Source organism: Maribacter sedimenticola (genome assembly GCF_900188415.1).
GTDB classification, from domain to species: Bacteria; Bacteroidota; Bacteroidia; order Flavobacteriales; family Flavobacteriaceae; genus Maribacter; species Maribacter sedimenticola.
The window spans coordinates 871,108-891,390 of the sequence record NZ_FZNV01000002.1; the positions used below are offsets into that span (position 1 = coordinate 871,108).

The 20,283-nt window shown below is 36.7% G+C and carries 17 protein-coding genes; 13 read left to right on the forward strand and 4 right to left on the reverse strand.

Going from position 1 to position 20,283, the window contains the following annotated elements; translation table 11 throughout:
- Nucleotides 1–2: 2 nt before the first annotated feature.
- Nucleotides 3–2,666, reverse strand: a complete 2,664-nt coding sequence (locus CHB68_RS08970) for a DNA gyrase/topoisomerase IV subunit A (RefSeq protein WP_089260492.1) — start codon at nucleotides 2,664–2,666, stop codon at nucleotides 3–5.
- A 25-nt stretch (nucleotides 2,667–2,691) separates the two neighbouring features.
- A complete protein-coding gene (locus CHB68_RS08975; protein ID WP_089260493.1) occupies nucleotides 2,692–4,557 on the reverse strand; it encodes a DNA topoisomerase IV subunit B in 1,866 nt (621 codons plus the stop codon).
- Between the two features lie 238 nt (nucleotides 4,558–4,795).
- On the opposite strand from CHB68_RS08975, the gene CHB68_RS08980 reads away from it, so the two are divergent.
- Nucleotides 4,796–5,695, forward strand: a complete 900-nt coding sequence (locus tag CHB68_RS08980) for a DnaJ C-terminal domain-containing protein (protein WP_089260494.1) — start codon at nucleotides 4,796–4,798, stop codon at nucleotides 5,693–5,695.
- Nucleotide 5,696: 1 nt separating this feature from the next.
- On the forward strand, nucleotides 5,697–5,990 hold the full coding sequence (locus tag CHB68_RS08985; RefSeq protein ID WP_089260495.1) for a chaperone modulator CbpM: 294 nt from the start codon (nucleotides 5,697–5,699) through the stop codon (nucleotides 5,988–5,990).
- Here CHB68_RS08985 and ychF read toward each other — a convergent pair.
- Complete coding sequence (gene ychF / locus CHB68_RS08990; RefSeq protein ID WP_089260496.1) at nucleotides 5,987–7,081, reverse strand: redox-regulated ATPase YchF; 1,095 nt, start codon at nucleotides 7,079–7,081, stop codon at nucleotides 5,987–5,989. The genes CHB68_RS08985 and ychF overlap by 4 nt on opposite strands.
- 201 nt (nucleotides 7,082–7,282) lie before the next feature.
- On the opposite strand from ychF, the gene CHB68_RS08995 reads away from it, so the two are divergent.
- Genes CHB68_RS08995 through CHB68_RS09005 form a run of 3 tightly spaced genes read left to right on the forward strand, consistent with a single transcriptional unit; the run spans nucleotide 7,283 to nucleotide 12,046 of the window.
- A complete protein-coding gene (locus tag CHB68_RS08995) occupies nucleotides 7,283–7,861 on the forward strand; it encodes an RNA polymerase sigma factor (RefSeq protein WP_089260497.1) in 579 nt (192 codons plus the stop codon).
- 56 nt (nucleotides 7,862–7,917) lie between these two features.
- Nucleotides 7,918–8,931: a FecR family protein gene (locus CHB68_RS09000; RefSeq protein ID WP_089260498.1), complete on the forward strand. Its 1,014-nt coding sequence runs from the start codon at nucleotides 7,918–7,920 to the stop codon at nucleotides 8,929–8,931.
- Nucleotides 8,932–8,944: 13 nt separating this feature from the next.
- Nucleotides 8,945–12,046, forward strand: coding sequence for a TonB-dependent receptor (locus CHB68_RS09005; protein ID WP_262494233.1), 3,102 nt, complete (start codon nucleotides 8,945–8,947; stop codon nucleotides 12,044–12,046).
- Between the two features lie 210 nt (nucleotides 12,047–12,256).
- Here CHB68_RS09005 and CHB68_RS09010 read toward each other — a convergent pair whose 3' ends face one another.
- Nucleotides 12,257–12,610, reverse strand: a complete 354-nt coding sequence (locus CHB68_RS09010; RefSeq protein ID WP_089260499.1) for a 4Fe-4S dicluster domain-containing protein — start codon at nucleotides 12,608–12,610, stop codon at nucleotides 12,257–12,259.
- 89 nt (nucleotides 12,611–12,699) lie between these two features.
- On the opposite strand from CHB68_RS09010, the gene CHB68_RS09015 reads away from it, so the two are divergent.
- The 8 genes from CHB68_RS09015 (at nucleotide 12,700) to CHB68_RS09050 (ending at nucleotide 20,221) form a co-directional block, all read left to right on the forward strand.
- The gene (locus CHB68_RS09015) at nucleotides 12,700–13,761 is read left to right on the forward strand and encodes an acyl-CoA reductase (RefSeq protein WP_089260500.1); all 1,062 of its coding nucleotides are present in this window, start codon (nucleotides 12,700–12,702) and stop codon (nucleotides 13,759–13,761) included.
- A 73-nt stretch (nucleotides 13,762–13,834) separates the two neighbouring features.
- A complete protein-coding gene (serC, locus tag CHB68_RS09020; protein WP_089260501.1) occupies nucleotides 13,835–14,899 on the forward strand; it encodes a 3-phosphoserine/phosphohydroxythreonine transaminase in 1,065 nt (354 codons plus the stop codon).
- Nucleotides 14,900–14,967: 68 nt separating this feature from the next.
- The gene (locus CHB68_RS09025) at nucleotides 14,968–15,918 is read left to right on the forward strand and encodes a D-2-hydroxyacid dehydrogenase (protein ID WP_089260502.1); all 951 of its coding nucleotides are present in this window, start codon (nucleotides 14,968–14,970) and stop codon (nucleotides 15,916–15,918) included.
- A 68-nt stretch (nucleotides 15,919–15,986) separates the two neighbouring features.
- Nucleotides 15,987–16,619 carry a DUF937 domain-containing protein gene (locus CHB68_RS09030; protein WP_089260503.1) on the forward strand — a complete coding sequence of 211 codons (633 nt, stop codon included), beginning with the start codon at nucleotides 15,987–15,989 and terminating at the stop codon, nucleotides 16,617–16,619.
- A 65-nt stretch (nucleotides 16,620–16,684) separates the two neighbouring features.
- Nucleotides 16,685–17,152 carry a DUF6146 family protein gene (locus CHB68_RS09035; protein ID WP_179213168.1) on the forward strand — a complete coding sequence of 156 codons (468 nt, stop codon included), beginning with the start codon at nucleotides 16,685–16,687 and terminating at the stop codon, nucleotides 17,150–17,152.
- A gap of 30 nt (nucleotides 17,153–17,182) precedes the next feature.
- Nucleotides 17,183–17,500 carry a DUF6787 family protein gene (locus CHB68_RS09040; protein WP_089260504.1) on the forward strand — a complete coding sequence of 106 codons (318 nt, stop codon included), beginning with the start codon at nucleotides 17,183–17,185 and terminating at the stop codon, nucleotides 17,498–17,500.
- A 53-nt stretch (nucleotides 17,501–17,553) separates the two neighbouring features.
- On the forward strand, nucleotides 17,554–17,883 hold the full coding sequence (locus CHB68_RS09045) for a hypothetical protein (protein ID WP_089260505.1): 330 nt from the start codon (nucleotides 17,554–17,556) through the stop codon (nucleotides 17,881–17,883).
- A 49-nt stretch (nucleotides 17,884–17,932) separates the two neighbouring features.
- On the forward strand, nucleotides 17,933–20,221 hold the full coding sequence (locus tag CHB68_RS09050; RefSeq protein ID WP_089260506.1) for a TonB-dependent receptor: 2,289 nt from the start codon (nucleotides 17,933–17,935) through the stop codon (nucleotides 20,219–20,221).
- Nucleotides 20,222–20,283 lie beyond the last annotated feature (62 nt).

The following is a 20,283-nucleotide window of genomic DNA, read 5'->3' on the forward strand; positions in this document are numbered from 1 at the left end:
GATTAATCAAATAGTGTTTTGGGTTCTTCTGGCGGAAGTTCTTTTCCGTCCGCTGGTTTAACGATATTGTCATTGGACCCTACGGCTTCCTCATCTACCACTTCAATATTTTCTGGCTTTTGGGGTTCAACGGGCTCATAGGGCAAAGGATCAAGGCTATTGATGCTCTTCACCTTTTCAGTTATTAATTGGTTACCTAAAGCTTTTATCCCCTTAACAGATATAAAATCTTCTAAATCAACCTGTTCACTTTCCTTTGCTTCTTTGCCTCTTGGCTTAGGGAACTCAATTTCTATCATTGGTCTCCAATCTGTCGACACCAATTCCAAATAGGATTTTGGATGCTCTGAAATGAACATCTCCTCCTTATTTTCGTTTTCTATTAGAAATCTTTTGACATAAAATCGTTCTTTTTCACCTTCCCAATAAATGGCCGATATCGGCTTTTCGGGAATCCATTTTTCCAATACGATCATATCATCGTCAAAATGTGAGGTCAGGACCGGCAAGAATGTCTTAGCTATACCTTTTTGGTTGATGACCAATAGCAGGTCATCCCCTTTAAATTCACCCAATAACTCACCTCTACCATCAACATTTAACCTTCGTACCACGTCATCAAACCAAATTTTTCTTGGTTTTAGCGTGGAAACCCCTTTCTCCTTTAGCTCTATACGCTTTACGGAATATTTAGTGACAATATTACCTTTTGAAGCCCTACCTTTTATAAGTACATCTGAAAAATCTACGTCCCATTTCAATTTTTTGATACTACCTACCTGGCGCAATAAAACGGTAACAATTTCCGCCTCACCATTAGGGTTGGCAGAAAAATATAAAACCTGAGACCCGGCTTTACCCGTTGTTAAATCATATATTCTATCCCTGGTTACGCTGGTGACATTAAATCGTTTTATATAAGTAGGTCCACCTTTTCCGTCCTTATAGACCATATTATATGTAGTACGCTTGTCTTTTTTCTTGAATACGGCCACATGTATAATACCCTTACCTACAAATAATTTTGAATCCACCTTGGATACCATCATTTTACCTTCATTGGTAATGACGATAATATCGTCAATATCACTACAATCGGTCACGTATTCATCCTTTTTAAGGGATGTACCTACAAAACCTTCTTCCCTATTTACATAAAGTTTGGTATTACGTATGACTACTTTGGTGGCTTCAATATCATCAAAAACCCTAATCTCCGTCATTCTACCCCTATCCTTACCATAGGTTTCCTTAAGATTTTTGAAATAATCTATAGCAAACTCCACTAAGTTTGCCAAGTTGTGTTTTACCTCTGCAATGCGCTCCTGAAGGCTTTCTAAATGTTGTTGCGCCTTATCCAAATCGAACTTGGAAATTCTTTTAATACGTATTTCCGTTAACCTAGTAATATCTTCTTCAGTTACAGGACGCTTTAAATGTTTGGTAAATGGCTCCAGTCCTTTGGCAATGGCACTGATGACTCCCTCCCAAGTTTCTTCTTCCTCTATATCACGATATATCCTATTCTCAATAAAAATACGTTCCAATGATGCAAAATGCCACTGTTCCTCAAGCTCGTTCAATTGAATCTCAAGTTCCTGCCTTAACAGATCAACGGTAGAATCCGTAGACCTTTTAAGCATTTCAGTAACACCTATGAACAATGGTTTGTTATCCTCTATAATACAACCCAAGGGTGAAATAGAGGATTCACAGGCCGTAAAGGCATAAAGGGCGTCTATGGTTTTATCTGGAGATATTCCGGCAGGTAAGTGAATCAATATCTCAACTTCCGCTGCGGTATTATCCTCAATTTTCTTAATTTTTATCTTCCCTTTTTCATTGGCCTTTAGAATAGAATCTATTAAACTACCAGTATTAGTACCATAGGGTATCTCATTGATTACCAACGTATTCTTATCTAACTGTGATATTTTTGCACGAACCCTAATTTTTCCACCTCTTAAACCATCGTTATAATTGGTCACATCTATTATACCCGCCGTAGGAAAATCTGGAAACAACTTAAATCGTTGCCCTTTTAAATGCTTTATGGAAGCGTCTATAAGTTCATTGAAATTATGGGACAATACTTTAGTAGAAAGACCTACCGCAATACCCTCTGCTCCTTGCGCCAATAGCAAGGGAAATTTTACCGGCAAATTTACAGGCTCTTTTTTTCTGCCGTCATATGATGCCTGCCATTCGGTTATTTTGGGACTGAACACTACTTCCAGTGCAAACTTGGACAACCGTGCTTCAATATACCTAGACGCCGCGGCCCGGTCACCTGTTAGAATATTACCCCAGTTTCCCTGAGTATCTATCAACAGGTCCTTTTGTCCGATCTGCACCATGGCATCTGCTATACTGGCATCACCATGGGGGTGATATTGCATGGTATGACCAACTACATTGGCCACTTTATTGTAACGGCCATCGTCCAATTCCTTCAACGAGTGCATAATACGGCGCTGCACGGGTTTAAATCCGTCTTCAATTGCAGGAACCGCCCGCTCTAAAATTACATAGGATGCATAGTCCAAAAACCAATCCTTATACATGCCAGATACCCTGGTCAACGCTTCGGAATTTTCAGTATTTACACTATTATCCTCAGAAAGATTATCGTTAATTTCTTCGTTCAAATCGTCATTTTCTTCCATTCAGAAGTAATCGTATTTTCTTAGTTTATATTACTTTATCTTCAATTAAGTCAACTTCAACTTTAAGATTGTTTATAATAAATTTTTGTCTGTCGGGTGTGTTTTTACCCATATAAAAACTTAACAATTCTTCTATGGACATGGCCTTGTCCAACATAATGGGCTCTAACCTTATATCTTCACCTATAAAATGCCTGAACTCATCTGGGGAAATCTCCCCCAATCCTTTAAATCTTGTAATCTCCGGTTTTCCGGATAACTTATTGATTGCATGTTGACGCTCTTCATCACTATAGCAATAAATGGTCTCCTTTTTATTGCGTACCCTAAATAATGGTGTTTGTAAAATGTACAAATGATTTTCCTTAATAAGTTCCGGAAAGAACTGTAAGAAAAAAGTAATCAATAACAACCGTATGTGCATACCATCCACATCGGCATCGGTCGCGATAATAATATTGTTATAACGTAAATCCTCAATGGACTCCTCTATGTTCAATGCCGCTTGCAACAGATTGAACTCTTCATTTTCATATACAATTTTCTTGGACATACCATAGGAGTTCAAAGGTTTACCCTTTAAACTGAATACCGCTTGCGTATTTACGTCTCTGGATTTAGTAATTGATCCAGATGCGGAATCACCCTCTGTGATGAACAAGGCACTTTCCAATCTACGGTCATGTTTCATATCACTTAAATGCACTCGGCAATCGCGTAATTTTTTATTATGCAGACTGGCTTTTTTGGCCCTATCCCTAGCCAACTTTCGTATTCCGGAAAGCTCCTTGCGCTCTTTCTCGGCCATCATAATTTTACGTTGTAGCTTTTCTGCCGTCTCCGTATTTTTATGAAGGTAGTTATCTAGGTATTTACCAATAAAATCATTGATATAGGTACGTACGGTAGGAAAATCTCCTCCCATATCCGTTGACCCTAGCTTAGTTTTGGTCTGACTCTCAAAAACCGGCTCCATAACTTTTATGGAAATTGCGGAAATAATGGATTTTCTTATATCCGATGCATCATAATTTTTACCATAAAAATCACGAATGGTCTTAACGATAGCTTCCCTGAATGCAGCTTGGTGTGTACCTCCTTGCGTGGTATGTTGTCCATTGACGAATGAATGATATTCCTCACTGTATTGTGTCTTGCTATGGGTCAGTGCTACCTCAATATCCTCTCCTTTTAAATGTATAACAGGATAAAGCAAGTCTTCCATATTATTATTGTCCTCGAGAAGGTCTTTCAATCCGTTTTCAGAATGAAATTTCTCCCCATTAAAGACAATCGTCAAACCTGGATTTAAATATACATAGTTCTTGAGCATGCGTTCCACGTACTCATTTCTATATTTATAGTTTTTAAATATCGCCTCATCAGGAATAAAGGTAACTTTTGTACCTTTTCTTTTAGAAGACTCTTCAGGACCAATTTCGTTCTCTAAATTACCAGAACTGAACTGAGCTGTTTTAACCTGATTATCTCTAGAAGATTGTACCTCGAAAAAACTAGACAAAGCATTAACCGCTTTTGTACCTACACCGTTTAGACCTACTGACTTTTTAAAGGCCCGGCTATCATATTTTCCACCGGTATTCATTTTGGAAACTACGTCTACCACCTTACCAAGAGGTATGCCCCTACCATAATCCCTTACCTTGACCACTTTATCCTTAATTGAGATTTCAATGGTTTTACCCGCACCCATGACAAATTCATCAATACAGTTGTCAATAACCTCTTTTAAAAGTATATAAATACCATCATCGGCAGATGAGCCATCTCCCAGTTTACCTATATACATACCAGGCCTTAATCGGATATGTTCTTTCCAATCTAGCGAGCGTATATTGTCTTCTGTATATTTAGTAGTGTCTTGGGACATGAAAAAAAAATTTATGAAAGTGTTGCTAAAGATAATGCCACTGGACAAAACATAAAACCCCTAACTGTTAAAGTAATTAACAATAAAAACTCCTTTATTGTTGATAGCCACTACCATTATACAAAATCAGGTTTCGATAATTGCGATAAAAATCAAAATAAATGAGTCAGTTTTTAATGATATAAGTCATTGTAAAAATATAAACCATTTTTTACTTTTAAATACATATATCACACTTATGGAATTTATAGACTATTACAAAATTCTTGAAATAGACAAGAAAGCCACACCGGCTGAAATAAAGAAAGCCTACCGCAAGCTTGCCCGAAAATTACATCCAGATTTAAACCCAAATGACAAAAGTGCCCAAGAAAAATTTCAAAGGGTCAATGAAGCCAATGAAGTATTGAGCGACCCTGAAAAAAGAAAGAAGTATGATGAGTATGGCAAAGATTGGGAACATGCAGAAGCCTTTGAGCAGGCCAAACGGCAACAACGTAATTCCCCGGGAGGTAATAGAAGAACCTATACCGGCAATACAGGGTCTACTGAAGATTTTTCTGATTTTTTTGAATCAATGTTTGGCGGTGGAGGCTTTAGTGGTGGTGGCGGTAGACGAACAACCCAATTCAAAGGCCAGGACCTAAACGCAACGTTAAAGCTAAACCTACTGGATATCTTAGAGGATCAAAAGCAAACCTTGGATCTTGGGCACAAGAAAATAAGAATCAACATACCTGCTGGTGTAGAAGACGGACAAACAATAAAAATTACAGGTTACGGTGGCGAAGGTGTGAACGGTGGACCAAAAGGCGACTTATATTTAACTTTTGAAATTATAAATAATACCGATTTTAAAAGAGTTGGCAATGATTTATATAAAAATGAATCAATTACTCTTTATGATGCCATTTTAGGTAGCACTATAGAATTACATACTTTGACCGGTAAGGTAAAATTAAAGGTAAAACCAGAAACGCAAAACGATACCAAGGTAAAATTAAAAGGAAAAGGAATGCCTGTTTATAAGAAGAAAGGTTTGCATGGAGATTTGTACATCACCTATAAGATAACTATGCCAACCAACCTTTCTCAAAAAGAAAAAGAATTGTTTAAACAACTATCAGAATTAAAATAATATGGACACAAGTAGATATATACAAATAGAAGTGTACTGCGAACGCACCCAGACACCACTTGAATTTATAGAAGACCTATTAGAATTTGAAATGATAGAGATAGAACATATTGAGCACAAGAAATATATTCAACCCCAACAAATTGTAGAAATTGAACGTATTCATAGACTACGTAACGACCTTGGAATTAATCTGGAAGGTATAGCGACCTTAAACAATATGTTACAAAAAATATATTCTTTGGAAAAAGAAGTTAAGTTATTGCAGGACCGTCTTATGATTTATGAAACCTAGACATTAAAACGGAAATGCATTACATCACCATCTTTAACAATGTATTCTTTGCCCTCAACTCTCATTTTACCTGCTTCTTTAACTTTTGCTTCACTTCCATAAGCAACGTAGTCGTCATAAGCAATAACTTCCGCTCTAATAAAACCTTTCTCAAAATCGGTATGGATAACTCCTGCCGCTTGTGGTGCTGTAGCGCCAACAGGAATAGTCCAAGCACGGACCTCTTTGACACCTGCGGTAAAATAGGTTTCAAGGTTCAATAATTTGTAAGCCCCTCTGATCAATTTTGCAGAACCTGGCTCCTCAAGCCCTAAGTCCTCCAAAAACATTTGGCGCTCATCATAAGTTTCAAGCTCCGTAATATCCGCTTCCGTGCCAACAGCTAGAAAAATTACTTCTGCATTTTCTGCGGCAACGGCTTCTTTTACCTTATTTACATAGTCATTACCGGTAGCGGCCGCATCTTCATCTACATTACAAACATACATAACAGGCTTGTCGGTAATGAATTGTAGGGGTTTAACAAATTCTGCCCTAGCCTCATCATCAATTTTAATTGCCCTAACGGATGTTCCTGCCTCAAGACCGTTTTTAACGGAAAGAAGCACAGCCTCTTCCTTTTGGGCATCCTTATTACCGGTCCTTGCCGCCCTTTTAACTTTTTCAAGCTTTTTTTCTACGGTTTCCAGGTCTTTTAATTGTAGCTCCATATCAATGGTTTCCTTGTCCCTTATAGGGTCAACGCTACCATCCACATGAACAATATTATCATTATCAAAGCAACGCAGTACGTGGAGAATTGCATCGGTTTCACGAATGTTCCCTAAAAATTGGTTCCCTAACCCCTCTCCTTTACTAGCTCCTTTAACCAACCCTGCAATATCTACAATTTCTACAGTAGCGGGCAACACCCTTTCTGGATTAACCAGCTCCTCTAATTTTTCCAACCTAGAATCGGGTACATTGACCACACCAATGTTAGGCTCAATAGTACAAAATGGAAAGTTTGCACTTTGCGCTTTTGCATTGGACAAACAATTAAAAAGAGTCGATTTTCCAACATTGGGCAATCCTACAATACCTGCTTTCATAATAAAGAATATTTCAAGGGTGCAAATATAGTTTTTAGTTGAACATTTTAAAGTCTAAACAACTGCTAAACTTCCAAAAAAACCTTTACTAATATTTTGATTAATAGTCAAACTTTTTAGCCATAGGCAGAACAAAATACACACAATTAACACTTTTTAAGAAAAAATTCTATACTTTGTGGCCAGAATACGTGGAAAATTATGGAATTACATTCTGATGAAACCTTATGGTATTTTTTTAAAAAAGGCGAGCACAATGCGTTTTCGTTACTTTTTAAAAAATTCTATCCACAGTTACATGTATATGGAACAAAGATTAGCAGTTCCCCTGCAATAACGGAAGATTGTCTTCAAAACTTCTTTATACAATTGTTTGAGGAACGGGATAAACCAAGGAACATTAAAAATTTAAAGGCCTATTTATTTGTATCCTTTAAAAGAAGATTAATTAAGCAATTGCAGAGCAATCAAAAAAATGTACCTATTTCAGAAGCACAATTATTCAAGACAAACTTTAATTTTTCTGCTGAAGAGATTTCCATTCATCAAGAGGTACAATTTTTATGTACCCGCACCCTAAACAGCCTGATCAATCAATTATCTCCGCGACAAAAAGAAGTTATCTATTTAAAATATTATAGTGAAATGAACATAACGGACATTGCAGAAGTTATGGACATGAATTATCAAAGCGTACTGAACACCTTACAAAAGGCAATGAAAAAACTACGCGTATCTTCTGAAAATCAACAGATTAAAACAATTTTGAAAAAAAATTAAAAATAATAGGGTATATAATTAAGATTGAACACTCTTAAGTATGAACACCCTATTAAATGAAAAACAACGACCTTAATTTATCTTTCTTCCTAGAAGATGCCTCGTTTGAAAATTGGGCCAGAGGGCTTAACAAGAATGATATAGAATACTGGAATCTTTGGATTAGGAACAATCCACAGCATATAGAAACAGTAGAAAGCGCTAAATCTATTATACTAGGTGTAAGTTTTGTCCAACAATATCCAGATAAAATAAAGGTTGATCATGAGCTTGCCAAAATCTTGCCAAAATTAGCCATTGAAGAACCCGCGGTAAAGCCAAAAAAATCTTTACGCTCGTCCCAAAAGATTTTTTTGTTGACAACGGCAGCTATTTTCCTAATACTTTTAAGCTGGAACGGGTTATCATTGTTCAATAATTACAACACTACAACACATAAAACAAATTTTGGGGAAATTATTGATTTGAAATTACCAGATGGCACCTCTGTAGTTTTGAACGGTAATTCCAAGATATCCTATAATAAAAATAATCCTAGATTAATTACTTTGGATGGTGAGGCCTATTTCAAGGTAAAATCCATTCCGAGCACCAATGCCAAATTTTGGGTACTAACGGAAGACCTTAAGGTAGAGGTCTTAGGTACGCAATTCCATGTAAACACAAGAAAGAAAAAAACCAATGTAGTCCTAGACGAAGGGTCTATACATTTGGAGTTCAACAACGGTACCGTAACCAAAATGATTCCGGGAGAGCTGGTATCATTTTCCAAGGAAAGCGAAAATCTTATCCATAAAAAAGTTTCCGTTAAGACACCTTATGCACTATGGAGGGGTGGCACTTACGCTTTTAATGAAATTCCTTTAAAGGAAGTTATGTTCAACATAGAAAATACGTATGGTATTAAAGTGCTTTATTCCAATGACTCATTAAAGAATATTCCTATATCCGGAGGTATTCCTAACCAAAACCTAAAAATTTGTATAGCGGCGATCGAAAAAGCGACCGGCACTAGAATTATTCATAAAAACGACACTTTACAAGTAACAGAAAACCCTATTAATAACTAAAACTATACTATTTATGAGAACGAACAAATTAATGAAAACACTGCTTGCAGTACTGCTTATTTCAAGTAGTATTAATATGACAGCAGCTAATAAGCTCGACAAAGAGGTGACTCTAGACGAGTTTTTAAACGAGATCAGTGAAAAGTACGAAGTATTTTTCACCTATAATCCTACATTGGTAGCCAGTACCAGTTTAAACCCTGAGGAATATAAATTTCCAATATTGGACAAGATTATAAATAAATTGGAGCGTAAAACAAGTTTTGATTTTGAATATCTGGGCAATAAATATTATGTAGTTTATCATAAAAAAAATGAACGTGCCAAAGTATTGAAGGTTGATTCATATAAGAACGGCCTTTCCGCACTAACACTTAACGAAGAAGTGCAAAATACGATTACAGGTAAGGTAACGGATGCCTCAGGTATGCCACTTGCAGGTGTAAATATCGTAGAAAAAGGTACTACCAACGGTACAACATCAGATTTTGACGGTAATTATTCCATAAATATTACAGATGACACCAAGTTGGTTTTTAGCTATATAGGATTTGCTACACAGGAAATAGCCACTGCGGGCAAGAGCACAATCAACGTGCAATTGACAGAAGGTATGCAATTGGATGAATTTATTGTTGTAGGATCAAGAACAGCACCAAGAAGTAATACGGATACTCCCTTACCTGTTGACGTTGTTGGTGTAAAAGAATTAAATTCTACCGGACAGGTTACTTTTGATAAAGCGCTTCAATATAGAATACCTTCATTTAACACGGTGCAAACACCTGTTAACGATGCAACTTCATTATTAGACCCTTATGAAATTAGAAATATGGGCCCAAGTAGAACATTGATATTGATTAATGGCAAACGTAAAAACTTAAGTGCGTTATTGTACACACAAACTTCACCAGGTCGTGGTGAGACAGGAGCGGACATTTCCGCAATACCTACAGATGCGATCAAAAGAGTTGAAATTCTTAGAGATGGTGCATCTGCCCAATATGGCTCTGATGCAATTGCAGGTGTAATGAACATTATTTTAAAAGATTCCCCAAATGAAGGGTCTGCAACTGTTAGAACAGGAATTACCTCTGAAGGAGATGGTGAAATGTTCGGTGTTGCGGTTAATAACGGTTCGTCCATAGCAGATGACAAAGGATTCGTAAACTATACGGTAGATTTTTCAAAGGTTAATTTGGCCAATAGGCCGGGTACGGTCAATGCAGCTGGTGAAGCGGCAGATTTTGGAGCTGATATTGCCGATGTACAGTCATTCCTTTCCAGAAGACCAGATGCCGGTAACATTAACGGGTCACCGGAAACCGCAGCAGCCAAATTTTCTGCAAACTTTGGATATGATTTAAGTGAGAATACTTCATTATACGCAAATGCAGCCTATGTATACAAGGCCGTAAATAGTTTTGCCAACTACAGAACACCTTATTGGAGAACGGTTGAGGATTTTCCTTATTTAGCTGATTTCTTTCCTGGAAACAATCCTAATACCCCAAATGGATATGATGGTTACGTACCAACTTTTGAAGGCCTTTTAAGCGATTATAATGGTACTGTTGGTTTTAAATCCACCATAAACGATTGGAATATAGATGCAAGTTTTACCACTGGTGGCAACTTGCAGACATATAAGGTAAACCAATCCCATAACAGAAATGTGGTATATTCCCCATCTACTTGGGTAGATGCAAATGGTAACGGTTCTGTGGATGATGGTGAAATTACCGAAGGCTCTCAATTATACAGGGAAAATAGTCAACAATCCTTTGATCCGGGAGGAACTAAGTTTACGCACAATGTAGGTAACATTGATATTTCCAGGTTACTTTCTGACAAAGTGAGTATTGGTGTTGGTGCAGAGTTTAGAACAGAGACCTTTGAAGTTATTGAAGGTGAACTAGCCTCTTATGACGGTGGTGGTGCAGATTCATTTGCAGGAGCCTCTCCACAAAACTCAGGTAAATTTAACCGATACAATATTGGTGGATACTTAAGTTTGGATTATGATGTGACTGATGCGTTTTTGTTAAGCGGTACCATAAGAACTGAAAATTATTCGGATTTTGGTAATGCATTCGTTTATAAGTTCAGTTCAAGATATAAGGTAAACGACGCATTTACCTTAAGGGGGTCTATTTCTTCTGGTTTCAGGGCTCCTACCCTACACCAAATCTATACCCAGAAAGCACAGTACAGTTTTGTACCTGGACAAGGTATTCAAGTAGGTGGGTTGATCAACAACGTATCTACACAGGCAAAACTTTTAGGCATACCACAATTGGATGCTGAAACATCTACAAACTTTACAGTAGGTTTTGGAGGCAAAATAGCAAACAAGTTCAGCTATACCTTGGATTATTACAATATAGCCGTTAAGGATAGAATTGTTTTAGGTTCTGAAATTGGTCCAAGTGGTGACGCTAACAATCCGTTGGATATCCTTTTGGCCGATAACAACTTAAGCGATGTTAGCTTCTTTTCCAATGCTATTGATACTAAAACTTCTGGTATAGATGTAGTATTGGCATATAAAGGAATTGATTTAGGAGCTGGAAGTCTTGACCTAAACCTTTCTGGAAACTATACCATACAGAATGAAAGAGACGGACCTGTAAAAGATGTTCCTTTGGTTGCCAATTCTGGACAATCTGTAGTTAACGAGACTCAAGAAGCTTTGTTCTTCACTTCTCGTCCAAAGACAAAATGGATTTTAGGTGCAAACTACGATATCAATAAATTCGGCATCTCTTTGAACAACACCTATTTTGGTAAGACTACCTTTCAACAACAAGGTATGGACAATAATATCTTTACCGAGTTTACACCAAAAATTGTTACTGATTTAGGAGTTAATTTCAGCGCTACGGATAAGTTGACATTGGCATTGAACATCAATAATATTTTGAATGTTCTACCAGAATGGAGCTTCAAATCCAAAAACGCAGCCGGAGACGATATTTTGGCCGATCCTGCACAAGTACAGAATCAGTCTAACTTAATAACATTTAACCAACGGTATTCTCAAATGACATATGATGGATACCACTTTAGCCAATTAGGAACCATGTTCAACCTTTCGTTGAACTATAAGTTCTAGTTTGAGTTAGTTTATTTTGAAAAGGCCACCTGTGCATAGGTGGCCTTTTTTTTGTGTTATATGAATCAATGTGAAATCACATGGTATTTTATAAAAAAATATAACTAATAGTAGGTGTAGTTCGCACCGCTATAAATAGCACATATAAATTAATACGTACAAAAAAGGCCGCCCTTACAGGCAGCCTTTACCAATATTGGTAAAAATATATTAATCTTCCGGGTGCATAAATTTTTGTTTGGCCAATAGCACCTCTTCAGATTCTACATGGTCATCGTCCGGAACGCAACAGTCAACCGGACACACAGCTGCACACTGTGGTTCTTCGTGAAAGCCCATACACTCGGTACATTTGTCCGGAGCAATGTAATATACTTCATCACTAATAGGTTCCTGTACTTCATTTGCATCAACCTGTTTTCCATTGGGTAATACAACTTCCCCTTCTAATGAGGTGCCGTCACTATACCTCCATTCATCCGCACCCTCATATATCGCAGTATTTGGACATTCTGGTTCACAGGCCCCACAATTAATACATTCATCGGTTATTATAATCGCCATAATTTCTTCTACATTAAAATGCCCAAAAAAGAACGGGCATGCTTATTTTTGCACAAAGGTAATTCCTAGTGGATTAGTATACAAATATAATGAGCGATCACAACCTTACTATCAAAGCTTTTGTTAAACTTGGTGATTTTTTAAGATCATTTTGTGAATATATTGAATCCGGAAATAGATTGGACACTACTGATGATGAATGGTTTTCGATATTCAGGACCGAGGTTGAAATGGCCCATCATTATAACGGATGGTTCACCAAGGATAACTGTATTCATGCCTTTAGCACTTGGGGCAATACGCTTACACAACCAAATCTGGAGAACTGGTTAAGCACTTATGATCTTGAACGTAACCAAAAAAAGACGGTAGCCTTAATTATGGCAGGCAACATACCCTTGGTGGGGTTTCATGATCTATTGTCCGTTCTGGTAACAGGCAACAAGGCATTGGTGAAACTGTCTAGTAGCGACCAAAAACTGATTCCTTTACTAATACGATACTTAAGCTCCATAGAGCCCTATTTTAAGGAAAAGGTTGTTTTTACCAAAGAGCGCCTAACCCATTTTGATGCGGTTATAGCAACAGGAAGCAATAATACAGCACGGTACTTTGAGTACTATTTTAGCAAAAAACCCAATATAATCAGAAAGAACAGAAATTCTGTTGCCGTTTTAAGTGGAAAGGAATCGCACAAGGAACTGACCGCCCTAGGAGAAGATATTTTTAGGTATTTTGGACTAGGTTGCAGGAGTGTCTCAAAAATTTTCCTTCCTAAAAATTATGAGATCGATCAATTTTATAAGGCAATGTTCAATTACAACGAGATTATCAACCATAATAAGTACGCGAACAATTATGACTACAATAAGGCCGTGTACCTAATGAGCGAATTTAAGATATTGGACAACGGATTTCTTATCCTAAAAGAAGATGAAAGTTATGCATCCCCTATAGCCTCCTTATTTTATGAGTATTATGAAGATGCTGCTGAATTACAAAAAAGGCTGAGTGCAGACAGTGAAAAAATACAATGCATAGTATCCTCTAATTTTCTGGATGCTGAAGTGGCATTTGGTACAACGCAGACACCTTCCTTAACGGATTATGCAGATGGTTTGGATACTGTTGAGTTCCTGTTGGCAACCTAACGAATTAAATACATTTCAATATCGCTGATTATTGAAAAAATCCTGACCTTTGCTTCCCTAAATTACATCCAAAATGAAAAAGCACAATTTTAGCGCAGGTCCTTGTATTTTACCAAAAGAAGTTATTATAAAAGCATCGGAAGCCGTTATGGATTTTAATGGTTCCGGATTGTCTCTCATAGAAATATCTCACAGAAGCAAAGACTTTGTTGCTGTAATGGAAAATGCACGTTCCTTGGCATTGGAACTTTTAGACCTTAAGGATAAAGGGTACCAAGCCTTATTTCTACAAGGTGGTGCCAGTTTGGAATTTTTAAGGGTAGCCAATAATTTAATGGAGACCAAGGCCGGGTATTTAAATACCGGTACTTGGAGCGATAAGGCCATTAAAGAAGCCAAACTATATGGTGAAGTTGTTGAAGTTGGCTCATCAAAAGATGAAAACTATAAGTATATACCAAAAGGCTATGCAGTTCCTAAAGGATTGGATTACCTACATATAACATCAAACAATACCATATACGGTACGCAGTTTAAAAAATTTCCGGTAACGGATGCCCCCTTGGTATGTGATATGAGTTCCGATATTTTTTCAAGACAATTGGATTTTTCAAAATTTGATTTGATATATGCCGGGGCCCAAAAGAACATGGGCCCAGCAGGTGCCACATTGGTAGTTGTAAAAGAGGAAATACTGGGCAAGGTTTCCAGAACAATACCTTCAATGCTAGACTACCAAGTACATATTTCCAAGGACAGTATGTTCAACACACCTTCTGTATTTGCAGTTTATACCTCCATGTTGACTTTGGAATGGCTTAAAAAACTTGGCGGTATAGCGGCCATTGAAGAGATTAATGAGAAAAAAGCACGCTTACTTTATTCGGAAATAGATTTAAATCCGGTATTTAAAGGATATGCAAATACAGAGGACCGTTCCATAATGAACGCTACTTTTAACCTGACCGATGAAAGTTTAAAATCCACTTTTGAAACGTTATTGAAAGAAGCAGGTATTAATGGGCTCAACGGTCATCGTTCCGTTGGTGGTTATAGGGCTAGTATGTACAATGCCCTGTCTTTGGAAAGTGTAGGTGTATTAGTGGACGTAATGAGTGAAATGGAGCGTAAGGGATAGTTCTCAAAAAGTTGTTGAAGATGTCGATAAAGGATGTACGGACTCTATAATTAAATGATTAAAAAGAAATGAAGATTTTAGCAAATGACGGTATATCCAAAAATGGGATAGAAGCTTTGGAAAAGGCCGGGATGGAAGTTTTGACCACAACGGTTGCCCAAGAACAACTGATCAACTTTATAAATGACAATAATATAGATGCTTTGTTGGTCAGAAGTGCCACCAAGGTCAGAAAAGATGTTATTGATACGTGCACAAGCCTTAAATTAATTGGCCGTGGTGGAGTTGGTATGGATAATATTGATGTAGACTATGCAAGGGCAAAGGGTATACATGTAATCAATACTCCTGCTGCCTCTTCAGAATCTGTGGCAGAATTGGTTTTTGCACATTTATATGGTGGAGCTAGATTTTTATATGATGCCAATAGAAATATGCCCCTTGAAGGAGACACTAATTTTAAAGGTCTTAAAAAGTCTTATTCAAAAGGAACAGAATTACGCGGTAAGACTTTGGGCATCTTTGGTTTTGGCAATATTGGCCAAGCTACAGCACGTATAGCCTTAGGTGTGGGCATGAAAGTTGTCTATTGTGATCCAGAGGTAGAAAGTGCACAGATCAATCTATCTTTTTATGATGGCCAACAAGTAGCGTTTACCTTGCAGAATACACCTAAGCAAGAACTTTTGAAACAATCTGATTACATTTCTCTCCATGTACCGGATCAACAGGATTATATATTGGGTAAAGCGGAGTTTTCCCAGATGAAACAAGGTGTAGGAATCATTAACGCCGCTCGTGGTGGCGTATTGGATGAGGTGGCACTGGTAGAAGCATTGGAGAACGGCACCGTGGCATTTGCCGGTTTGGACGTTTATGAATCAGAACCAAATCCAGAAATGCGATTATTGATGCATTCAAGTATTTCGTTGTCCCCACATATTGGCGCAGCAACGCTAGAAGCACAAGAAAGAATAGGCCTTGAACTGGCAGAACAAATAATTTCCTTATTAAAATAAGTGCTCAATAGCGTTTTTTTCTAACTCTTTTTGTACTTTAAGCCGCGAACATTAAATTAACTATAACAATGGCAGGATTATTAGATCTATTGAACAGCCCAATGGGCAAACAATTAATAAGTGGGGTTGCAGGGCAAACCAACCAACCCGAAAGTAAAACAGCAGATGTGCTTAGTATGGCAATGCCTTTAATATTAGGTGCAATGAAGAAAAATGTATCTTCTCCAGAAGGGGCACAAGGATTAATGAGTGCACTCTCCGGCAAGCATAATGGAGGAATATTAGATAATTTAGGAGGCCTGTTTGATGGTGGCGTAGATGACAATGTAATACAGGACGGTGCCGGTATACTTGGCCATGTCTTTGGTAACAAACAACCACAGGTAGAAAATGCACTGAGCCAAAAATCTGGATTGGATGCCGGTTCTATTACTCAAATATTAAAGATTGCTGCACCTATTGTAATGGGTTACCTAGGAAAGCAAACCGCACAAAGTAATGTTAGCGATTCCTCTGGAATGAACGCCTTGCTTGGAAGTATGCTCGGAGGTCAACCCCAAGAAAACCAAAGTTTGATCACTACCTTATTGGACGCGGACGGTGATGGTAGTATATTGGACGATGTTGCCGGTATGGTAATGGGCAGTAACAAAAAGCAAGGGGGCTTAGGTGGCCTTTTAGGCGGATTGTTCGGAAAATAAATTAACGGTTACCTATATAAAAAAGCCGCTTGCAATTGCAAGCGGCTTTTTGTATTTTAAATCCTATGAAAAAGAAACAAATTTATAAACTGACATTTTCAATACTTTCCTGCATCTATGTATTTTTTATATCCAGTTGCGGTAGTAGCAAAGAAGCGGTATCTATTTCCAGCGCTGAGAAAACGGTATTTGAACAAGTTAAAGGTGATACAATAACGATTGCAAGCGATAAGACCGAATATGAAATCATTATAATAGAACCCGGTTTTAACACTTGGCTGAATTCCATTGCCAAACCAGAAGGTTATTATTCACAGGAATTTTTGGAAAATAGAAATTATTTGATGGTCGTGGAATGGAACCAGCGCGTATTACAACCTATGCGCTATAACCCCAATCTTTATGAACTTCAAATAGATTACAATCAAAATATTGATTATGGATACGAGGTCAACTACAAATTATATAATTATTTTATTTATTTCCAAAGAAAGTACAATCAACGTTTAGGTCCTTTTTTACCACGTATTTAAGAAGTATCTTTACAGCCTTTAAACAATAATATGCAAAGGTTAAAAGAACGTTGGGGCATTACCAACAATTTTCAATTGATTATCATATTCTTCGTATTTGCCATTACCGGCTCTTCATCTGTATACGTCGCTAAGCCTTTTCTGGATTTTATAGGACTAGATCAAGCAAATTTTTCTGAAACTTGGTGGGGAAACACATTATATATAGTTTTGCGGATTCTTCTGATTTTTCCCTTTTATCAGGTGTTATTGGTAATTTATGGCTGGTTATTTGGACAATTTAAATTTTTCTGGGCTTTTGAAAAAAAGATGCTAAAAAGAATTGGACTAGGTTTTTTAGTTACATAATTTAATAGTTCTTTAACAGTTTTTTGCAACATGCATGGGTTAGATTTGCAAACATGAGTTTAACAAAACACAAAATTGTAAATTCTATAGTGGCCATCATCTTATTGGTCGGTTTACTAGGGCCTTATTTTGTGAAAATTTCGCATGCAATGCATGAACATGAAAATGTTCAATGTGTTATGAAAGGTGAATTACATATTCACGCCGTAGAGTTTAACTGTGATTTTGAACATTATCATTTATCTACATTTTTTAATCCAGAATTTGATTGCCCTAACTTTATCGCTCCTTCTACAATTACCAAGGTAATTACTAATAACTATTACTTTTTAAGTAAATATCAACAACTACATTTTGTATTAAGAGGTCCCCCAACTTGTTAGAAAAATCCTAGCAACACGTTTAAATCTTAATATCTTAATACAATTTTATATGAAAAATATACATATAACAATGCTATTTGCATTGTTAGCACACTTTGCATTCGCGCAAAATAGTTTGAACGGAACTATTAAAGACAAAGAAAACCAAGAACCTCTAGAACAAGTATCCATATATTTTCCACAGTTGGAAAAAGGTACGGTTACAAATGCTGACGGTTATTATGAAATCAATAATTTACCTACCGGAAAGTTTAAAATAGTAGTCTCATATATAGGGTACCAAACCTATTCGCAAACTCTTGAGATTTTAAATAAATCTACGAAGCTTTCTTTAGAATTAACTACGAGTGCCATTGAAATGGAAGAAGTTATCGTATCTACACCATTTCATAAATTACAGCGAGAAAATGTAATGAAAGTTGAAAGAAGCAGCATAAAAGAGTTGCAAAATGCCGGAGCAATTAATTTAGCCGAAGGTATAACGAACATTCCTGGTGTAGAAAGTGTATCTACGGGGGTTGGTATTGGCAAGCCAGTAATTAGAGGTTTAAGTTCAAATAGAGTATTGACCTATACCCAAGGTATACGTTTAGAAAATCAACAATTTGGTGATGAGCATGGGTTAGGAATTAGTGATGCGGGTATTGAAAGTGTTGAAGTAATTAAAGGTCCCGCTTCTTTATTATATGGTTCGGATGCTTTGGGCGGTGTTCTTTATCTTAATCCTGAAAAATTCGCAAATACAAACGACGTTGACGGAGATATAAATCTTAATTATTTCTCTAATTCTCAAGGTATAAATGGTAATGCAGGTATAAAAGCATCTTCAGACAAACTTAAATTTTTAGCCCGCTTTGGCGGAAGCTCTCATGTTGATTACAAAACTGGAAGTGATGAACGCGTGACCAATTCGCGGTTTAATGAAAAGGATTTAAAAACAGGTTTAGCCTATCAATTGAGCCATTTTAAAACTGAAGTTCGCTATAATTACAACAATTCTGAGCTAGGTATTCCAGAGGAAATAGGAGAACAATCTACGGACAGAAATGCCATTGAACCTTTTCAAAATATTACCAGCCATATACTGAGTTCAAAATCTAATATTTATTTTAATAATTCAAGTCTACAGGTCATTTTAGGCCTTACCAACAATAATAGACAAGAATTTGAAGATCACCACCACGAGGAAGAAGGAGAAGAACACGAAGAAGGTGAAGATCATGAAGAAGAAGAAGGTGAAGATCATGAAGGTGAAGAAGCTGCTTTAGACATGAAATTGCAAACCTTAAGCTATAATATTCAATATAATTTAGCGAAAATCGGTGCCGTTGAAACTATTGTAGGTGTTCAAGGTATGAACCAAACAAATGAAAACTATGGTGAAGAAGTTTTAATTCCTGACGCAATCACGAATGACATTGGAGTTTTAGCTACTTCTCATATACATTTCAACAAAAGTGATATACAATTAGGTATTCGTTTTGACAGACGTACTATTGATGGAGAAGAAAACGGAATCATAGGAGATGAAGGGTATATAGCAGCATTAAAAAGAAGTTATAACAGTTTTAATTTAGCTGCAGGTTATAAAATTGATTTGAGCAAGAATATTATAAGCCGACTTAATGTGGCTTCTGGTTTTAGGGCTCCCAATCTGGCAGAATTAACTTCCAATGGTTCTCATGAAGGTACAAATAGATATGAAATTGGTAATGAAAATTTAGACAATGAACGTAATGTACAAACAGATTTATCTTTAGAATTTCAAAACGAACATTTTGAATTTTATATCAACGGATTTTATAATTCTATCTCCGATTATATCTATTTAGAGCCAAATGGAACTATTGTTGACGGTGATGCTGTTTTTCTATACCAACAACAAGATGCAAATATATATGGCGGTGAAGCCGGGCTTCATTATCACCAACATCCATTAGATTGGTTACACATGGAAAGCAATTTTTCCATCGTAAATGGAGATTTGAAAAATGGTGGCAATTTACCTCTAATTCCTGCAAATAACTGGACAAATACTTTACGATTTGAATTGGCTAAGGTCAATGAGAATTTGTATAATGGTTATGGTTTTATTACTTTAAAATCTTATTTCGCCCAAACTAGGGTAAGTGATTTTGAAATGCCAACAGGTGCTTACTCATTGTTGAATTTAGGCTTTGGTGCTACTGTTGCCATTTCTAACCAACCTATTGAAATAAAATTGAGTGCAAATAACATTCTAGATAAAGAATATATTTCTCACTTATCAAGACTTAAATCTGATGGCATTAGAAATATTGGAAGGAACATTAATTTAGGTGTGAGTATCCCGCTTTAAATACTAGGAATAGATTCAATTAAAAGCCCCTTAAAGTTTATCTTTAAGGGCTTTTATATATT